Here is a 7,009-nt window from a genome sequence, read left to right as displayed (position 1 = left end):
AATCGCTACACGTTGCTTTTGTCCCCCCGACAAAGTGTTCGGCTTAACATCCGCCTTATCAGCTAGGCCAACCCGATCAAGCAACTTACGGGCCGTCTGTTCAGCTTCAGCCTTGCTTTGCTTACCTACTTCAACTGGGGCCAACATCATGTTTTCCAACACCGTCAAATGTGGAAACAAGTTAAAGTGTTGGAACACCATGCCAATCGTTTCGCGTGTTTTATCAATGTTGTTCTTTGGGTCAACCAAATCCCAACCATTAATCTTAATTTGACCAGAATTAATTTCTTCCAACTTATTAAGCGAACGCAAGAAAGTTGACTTTCCTGAACCAGATGGTCCAATCATAACAACCACTTCGCCTTCTGCAACGTCCAAACTAATGCCCTTCAAGACCTCGTTTTTACCGTAGCTTTTGTGAACATCCTTCACTTCAACAATCGCTGCCATTAGTTAATCCTCTTTTCTACCCAGTTAGATAACCACGTCAACAACGTGATGACAATCAAGTACAAAACAGCAATCATTAACCAGACCTTGAACCCTTGGAGGTTACGTGCAATGATCAACGTACCCGTTTGTGTCAGTTCAATAATTCCGATTGCTGACAAAATTGATGTATCCTTCAACGTGATAATAAATTGGTTAATGAAACTAGGAATCGTCAAACGAATTCCTTGTGGCATCACAACCTTACGCATTGCCTTACCATATGGCATACCAAGTGACCGAGCAGCTTCTAGCTGACCCGGATCAACTGACTTAAAGCCACCACGCACGAACGCCCCGATATAGGCACCTTCATTCAAAATCAGCGTAATGACACCAGCTGTAAAGGCTGGAATCTTCTGGCCGGTCAAATTAGGAATTCCAATATAAATAAAGAAGGCCAAAACTAGCATTGGCAAACCACGGAAGATGTAGATAATAACTGATGATAAGCCTCGGATAAGCTTACTTGGCGCAACACCCATCACACCAAGTAGCACACCCCAAAGAGCTGCCAAGATGATACCAACAATTGTTAATTGCAACGTCTTAATCAATCCATCAAGCAAAGCCGCCTTGTTTTCTTTAATCAACGACCAAATAGATTGGTCAGCAGCCGACTTAGCAGCTGCATTTTCCTTGTAGTTGTACCCACCTTCACCAAGGTAACGGTTAACGATTTTATCGTAAGTGCCATCCTTGACCAACTTGGCATAACCAGCATTGAAATCCTTTAGCAACGCTGCATTAGTGCCCTTCTTAACCCCAAAGCCGTACCAATTACCATCAGCTGGGTCCGTCACAATTTTCATCTTTGTGCCTTGTTGAATCGCATAGGCCATTACTGGCTGATCCTCAAAAGCCGCCACGGTGTTACCGATGATGACATCATTGTACATCGTGTTTGAATCATTAAAGTAGGTAATCTTGAAATCGTACTTTTTGGCCATTCGTTGCGCATACATCGCGCCAGAACTACCCGTCTTGGCTGCCACGGTCTTACCCTTCAAGTCTTTCAGTGAATCCACCTTAGACTTGTTAGCAACTGCCATAACGATACCACTCTTGTAGTATGGTGTACCAAAATCAAACGTTTGCTTACGTTCATCCGTAATCGACATACCCGCCAAGATACCGTCAACTTGGCCTGCCTGAACCGCTTGTACACCCGCGTTAAAACTCATTGGCTTCAACGTATACGTAAAGTGTTCGCGCTTCGAAATTTCCTTCAGCATATCCATGTCGATACCACGATAATCCCCACCTTGGGTTTGAAACTCAAATGGTGGGAACGTCGTATCCGTTGTAATCGTGTAATGCGATGCTGCATGCATCGTTTGCCCGCCGACTGTCATCCCCATGACGGTCGCAACTAGCACTACCAGGCCGGTCAGCCATTTGCGCATGACGAAATCCTCCTAAATCACCCATATTATTCTATATGCTAATATCTTACTCTCATTCAGAAAAAAGATGTTGTGTGATGTCAGATTTGCTCACATTTCCGATTTACTGGTCGCTGTCCGCCAAACATTTATGATAAGTGCGATCAGCGACGCACCGACTGCGACATAAAAGACAATCCGACTTGCGTGCAGGTAGGTTGTGCCTAGTCCACGCGTGATGTGCTTAACGCCTGGTAGTTGTGCATACAGGAAGTTTGTCGCAAAACTAATACCGACCGCCATGCCAATTGTCCGGAATAATGAATTCATCGAACCGGCAACACCAGCCAGGTTCGGTGATACCAACCCCATCGTAATCGAATTGTTAGGCGTTAAGGTAAATGCCATTCCCACCCCGTTTAGAATAATTGGCCACAGTACGTAGCCTAAGCCACTCTGGCCACCATAGAAAGCATAACCAATTTGCGACACTAACAACATGGCTAGGCCAATTGTCACCAGTTGCGGCCGTCGTTCAGGCGTTGATGCTAATCGACCAACAAACGGTGATAGCAATAACATCACGACAGATTGGGCGGCAACAATCAAACCACTCACGCCCGGGGAAAACGGTAAGTAATCCTGTAGATAGAACGGCAACAAGATGTTAGAAAAGGAATTAACGAACATGGCCAAGAATAACACGCTGGTTGACGTTAAGAAGGTGATATTCCGTAAGACTTGTGGGTCAATCCAAGGTGACGGTGCAAAATCATCCTGCAAGAATGATAACGCCGTGACGATTCCACCACCGACCAGAAAGACCATCATATTTGTGAATTGGTTCAGTCCTGGCAATGTAATCCAACCACTACTGAACATTAAAACGACACCGACTGAAAAAATTAATTGTCCTAACCAGTTAACACGTCGCGCTTGTTCACGAATATCAGCCCAGGTTAGTCGCGGCCGAGGAAAGGCCCCCTTCGCCCAGAACATAATCGCGACGGCGACCGGTACGTTTAGTAAAAAGATCCATCGCCATGACAAAATCGATGTAATTAAGCCACCAACGGCAGGACCTGAAATTGACCCAACCGAGATAAACATGGAATTATAAGCCAGTGCCTTGGCGCGTTCCTTGTCAGCAAAGTGTTCGTTAATGATACCCATCGCATTCGCCATGACCATCGCTGAACCCACCGCTTGCACAAAGCGACCAACTAACACACCAATAAAATTAGGTGCGATACCAGTTAAGAGCGAGCCCATAATAAACACCCAGCCACCAGCTCGGTAGACCGCGTTTTTCGAAAAAACGTCACCCGCGTGACCAAACATGACCAAGAAGACAACCGTCGTAATGAGGCCAACTTGTACAACCTGAGTACTTAAGGATGCACTAACGTCAAATGCACGTGCCATGCGTGGCAAAGCCAGTGTCACACTCGCCCCAGATAAAGCCGTGACAAATGAAAAAGCACCTAATGAGACCGTAATCGACTGTGAATTTTGTGTCTCACTCATGACGCTGCCCTCAAGTCCAACACACGGATCACAAAGGCGATTGAAGCCGGCAAAGCATCAACCATATACCCTTCACCATGACGTCCACCTGGCAAAACCAAGGTTTCAACCCCGACCCCTAATGTGATTAAGCGATTCATTAAGGTCGCAACTTCGCCAACTGGCACTAACTCAGTCATCGAATTTGCAATAAAGACCGGTTTCGTTGCGGGTGTTAACCGATCATAAATGGTTGCCGTTTCATATGGTACTTGTCCATTTGCTGTTAGATTATCAACTAACCACTTATAGTAGGCTTGGTTTTCACCATCTTGATCGATATCTTTTGACTTCACATCAGCCCCAATAATTAGTTGCTTACCCACGACGTCAGGATGCGTTGCCATGAATCCGGCTAAATCATTTAATCCTGACCATGAGACCGTTGGCGTTGCTAATAATTGCGCGGCCTCTAAGGCGATATTACCACCAGATGAGGCACCCCACATAACTAGCTTATCTAACCGGAAATTTTCATTTGCAACAAGCCACTTTACCGCTGTAACCGCATCAGTCCGTTGAGTGGGAAAGATATTCTCGCCCGTCGCACCATTCGCTAAACGATAATTAATCGCTGCAACGCGAAAGTTTGCCGCGACAAGCGCACTGGCCAGTTCATCCTCCTTACGCTTATCACCTTGCCACCAGCCGCCACCATGAACAAGGACGATATCGGCAATTGCGTCACTTTCCGGCTCGTAAATATCTAATTTTTGTAACGCATCTGCCCCATATGCTAAATCTTTATTAATCTTCATTTTCTTTTCCCCCAAAAATAATTGTTCTAAAACACCCCCATTATAGCGCTTTACTTATCAAAACTATGCAAAAAATGAGCCGATATTAGTAATATCGGCTCATTTTTTTTAGCGAACTTTCAGATTACGACGCAAATCGCGTTCCTGATCACGCTTTTTAATTGTCTCACGCTTATCGTAATTATGCTTACCCGTTGCAACCCCAATCAATACCTTTGCGAAACCATGTTTTAAATAAACTCGCAGCGGCACGATTGTCTTACCTTGTTGCGCCGTAGCTTCACCAAGCGCTTTAATTTCATTTTTGTGGAGTAACAAACGTCGGCTACGTAATGGCTCATGGTTAAACCGGTTTCCCTGTTCAAACGGACTGATATGCACATTATCTAGCCAAGCTTGCCCATCACGCACCTGTATAAACCCATCAGCAATCGTAATCTTACTTGCCCGGACCGACTTAATTTCCGTTCCGGTTAGTTCAATACCCGCTTCGTACGTCTCACCAATAAAGTAGTTGTACTTCGCCTTGTTGTTGGTTGCAAGTGCACCATCGTTATTTGACTTCTTCTTGGCCATAATGACCTCCTAAAGCTTTTCTCCGTTTAGATGGTTTTCTTGTTTCACGAGAAAACCACCACTCTATGATCTTCTTAGTGTCGGCCCTTACGGTTTGTGTTTTGGTGCTTTGATTCTGGCTTGCGGTCGGTGTTCGCACCAAATGGCTTTCCACCGTTGTGCGTCTTACCACCCTTGCTTGAGCGGTTATTCTTGTCGTTGCTACGACGTTCACCACGGTTACGACCACCAAAGGCACCACGACGGTCCTCAGGTACCTTAATATCCGTGATTGGCGCAGCATCAGGATCAACTAACACAAAGTCCAACGCTGATTGTTCCTTATCCACACGAACCAAACGTACCTTAACAGGTTGTCCAATTTGATAGATGTGGTGGAAACGACGACCAATCAAGGCCATGTGGGCCTCGTCGTAAACATATTGATCATCCGTGAAGTTTGATGTGTGAATCAACCCTTCAACCGTGTTCTCCAATGACACAAACATACCGAACTTCAAGACACCATTAACGACTGCCTCGAATTCATCGCCAACCTTGTCAGCCATAAATTCGGCCTTCTTCATGGCATCCGTATCACGTTCTGTGTCAACCGCACGACGTTCACGAACAGAAGTGTCTTCACCAATTTGAGCCAACTGATCACGGTACTTAGCTTGCGCTTCTTCACCCAAACCATTCTTCTCATACCACTTAATCAAACGATGAACCGTCAAATCAGGGTAACGACGAATTGGTGACGTAAAGTGCGTGTAGTACTCAGCGCCGATACCAAAGTGACCCAATGGTTGGTCTGAATACTTGGCTTGCTTCATCGTACGCAACATCATCGTTGAAACCATTTGTTCTTCTGGACGATCCAAGAAGAAGTTATGGATGGCTTGCAAATCAGTTGACTTGATGTTTTCGGGATCGATCTTAACCGGTGCACCGAGGGCCTTCACGAAGTCCACAAAATTTTGGACGCGATCAGCATCCGGCGTTTCGTGAATACGGTACAAGAATGGCACGTTGGCTTGGTCAAAGTGCATGGCAACAGTTTCATTCGCTGCCAACATGAATGACTCAATCATACGTTCAGACAAACCACGTTCACGCAATTCAATGTCCGTTGGCTTACCCGTCTCATCGACAATAATCTTAGCTTCTGGCGCATCAAATTCAATTGCCCCACGTTCTGTACGCTTTGCAGCCAAGGCGTTGTGCAATTGTTCCATTTCTTCGAACATTGGCACTAAGTCGCTGTATTCTGAACGAGTTTCCTCATCACCAGCCAAGATAGCGTTAACTGCCTTGTAAGTCATACGGGCATGCGAACGCATCACTGATGTGTGCAAACGGTGGTTAACCAAGTCACCAGCTGGGGTGAATTCCATTTCAGCTGACATCGCCAAACGATCCACACCAGGGTTCAATGACGCAATACCATTTGAGATATTGCGTGGCAACATTGGGATAACTCGGTCCGTCAAGTAAACTGACGTACCACGGTTATAGGCCTCTTCATCCAACGGTGTGCCTTCAACAACATAGTGAGAAACGTCCGCAATGTGAACACCAAGGTGGAAGTTACCATTTGGCAATTTCCAGACAACAACCGCGTCGTCCAAGTCCTTTGATTCAATCGCATCAATCGTAACCAATGGTTGGTCCGTAATATCTTCACGGCCTTCACGTTCAGCATCTTGTACGTCTTCTGGAATCTTGTTCGCTTGTTCTAGGACAGCTTCTGGGAAAACGTGTGGCACATCGTGGTTGTACACGATTTGTAGAATATCAACCCCAGGCTCATCCTTGTAACCAATCTTCTCAGTAATCGCACCCGTGAAACGCTTTGGGGCAACTGCTGATGGATATTGATCAATCGTCGCCATCACAATCTCGCCGTCAGTCGCTGCCACGCCACCTTCCTTAACTAGGAATTCAAATGACGCAAACTTCTTGTCCGTCAAGCGGATGCTACCAACGTAACCCTTGTATTCTGAGCCCAGCTTAAACTCACCAACCACGTGCTCACGGGCGTGCGTAATAATCTCGGCAACCTTACCTTCTGGCCCGCGACCGCTCGTAGTGTCACCCTTACTCAACAACTTCACACGAACCTCATCACCTTGTACGGCGAACATTGTGTTGTCAGGGTTAACGAAGACATCTTCAGCCTTATCATCATAGTGCACGAAACCAAAGCCCTTATCATTAGACTTGAACGTTCCGATAACACCTTCCTTATCGGCG

Annotated in this window: 6 protein-coding genes; all 6 read right to left on the bottom strand. The window is 45.9% G+C overall.

Features of this window, described 5'->3' with window-relative positions; all coding sequences use genetic code 11:
* Positions 1 to 450, bottom strand: a 450-nt coding sequence (locus tag WEIDD23_RS14755; RefSeq protein WP_242865478.1) for an amino acid ABC transporter ATP-binding protein, incomplete at its 3' end; no start/stop codon positions are given.
* A complete protein-coding gene (locus WEIDD23_RS08505; protein WP_010369971.1) occupies positions 450 to 1,895 on the bottom strand; it encodes an ABC transporter substrate-binding protein/permease in 1,446 nt (481 codons plus the stop codon). The genes WEIDD23_RS08505 and WEIDD23_RS14755, both read right to left, overlap by 1 nt.
* A 90-nt stretch (positions 1,896 to 1,985) precedes the next feature.
* Positions 1,986 to 3,401 (bottom strand): MFS transporter, encoded by a 1,416-nt coding sequence (locus tag WEIDD23_RS08500; RefSeq protein WP_010369974.1) that lies wholly within the window; start codon positions 3,399 to 3,401, stop codon positions 1,986 to 1,988.
* A complete protein-coding gene (locus WEIDD23_RS08495) occupies positions 3,398 to 4,198 on the bottom strand; it encodes an alpha/beta hydrolase (protein WP_010369977.1) in 801 nt (266 codons plus the stop codon). Before WEIDD23_RS08495 ends, WEIDD23_RS08500 begins: the two co-directional genes overlap by 4 nt.
* 108 nt (positions 4,199 to 4,306) lie before the next feature.
* Positions 4,307 to 4,774, bottom strand: coding sequence for an SsrA-binding protein SmpB (smpB, locus tag WEIDD23_RS08490; protein WP_010369980.1), 468 nt, complete (start codon positions 4,772 to 4,774; stop codon positions 4,307 to 4,309).
* A 74-nt stretch (positions 4,775 to 4,848) separates the two neighbouring features.
* Positions 4,849 to 7,009: ribonuclease R (gene rnr, locus WEIDD23_RS08485; RefSeq protein ID WP_062358910.1), on the bottom strand; the 2,161-nt coding region annotated here is incomplete at its 5' end.

Origin of the sequence: Weissella sp. DD23 (assembly GCF_001579105.1) — a bacterium.
In the GTDB taxonomy this organism is placed as follows: domain Bacteria; phylum Bacillota; class Bacilli; order Lactobacillales; family Lactobacillaceae; genus Weissella; species Weissella cibaria.
This window is presented reverse-complemented; position numbering and strand designations above follow the sequence as displayed.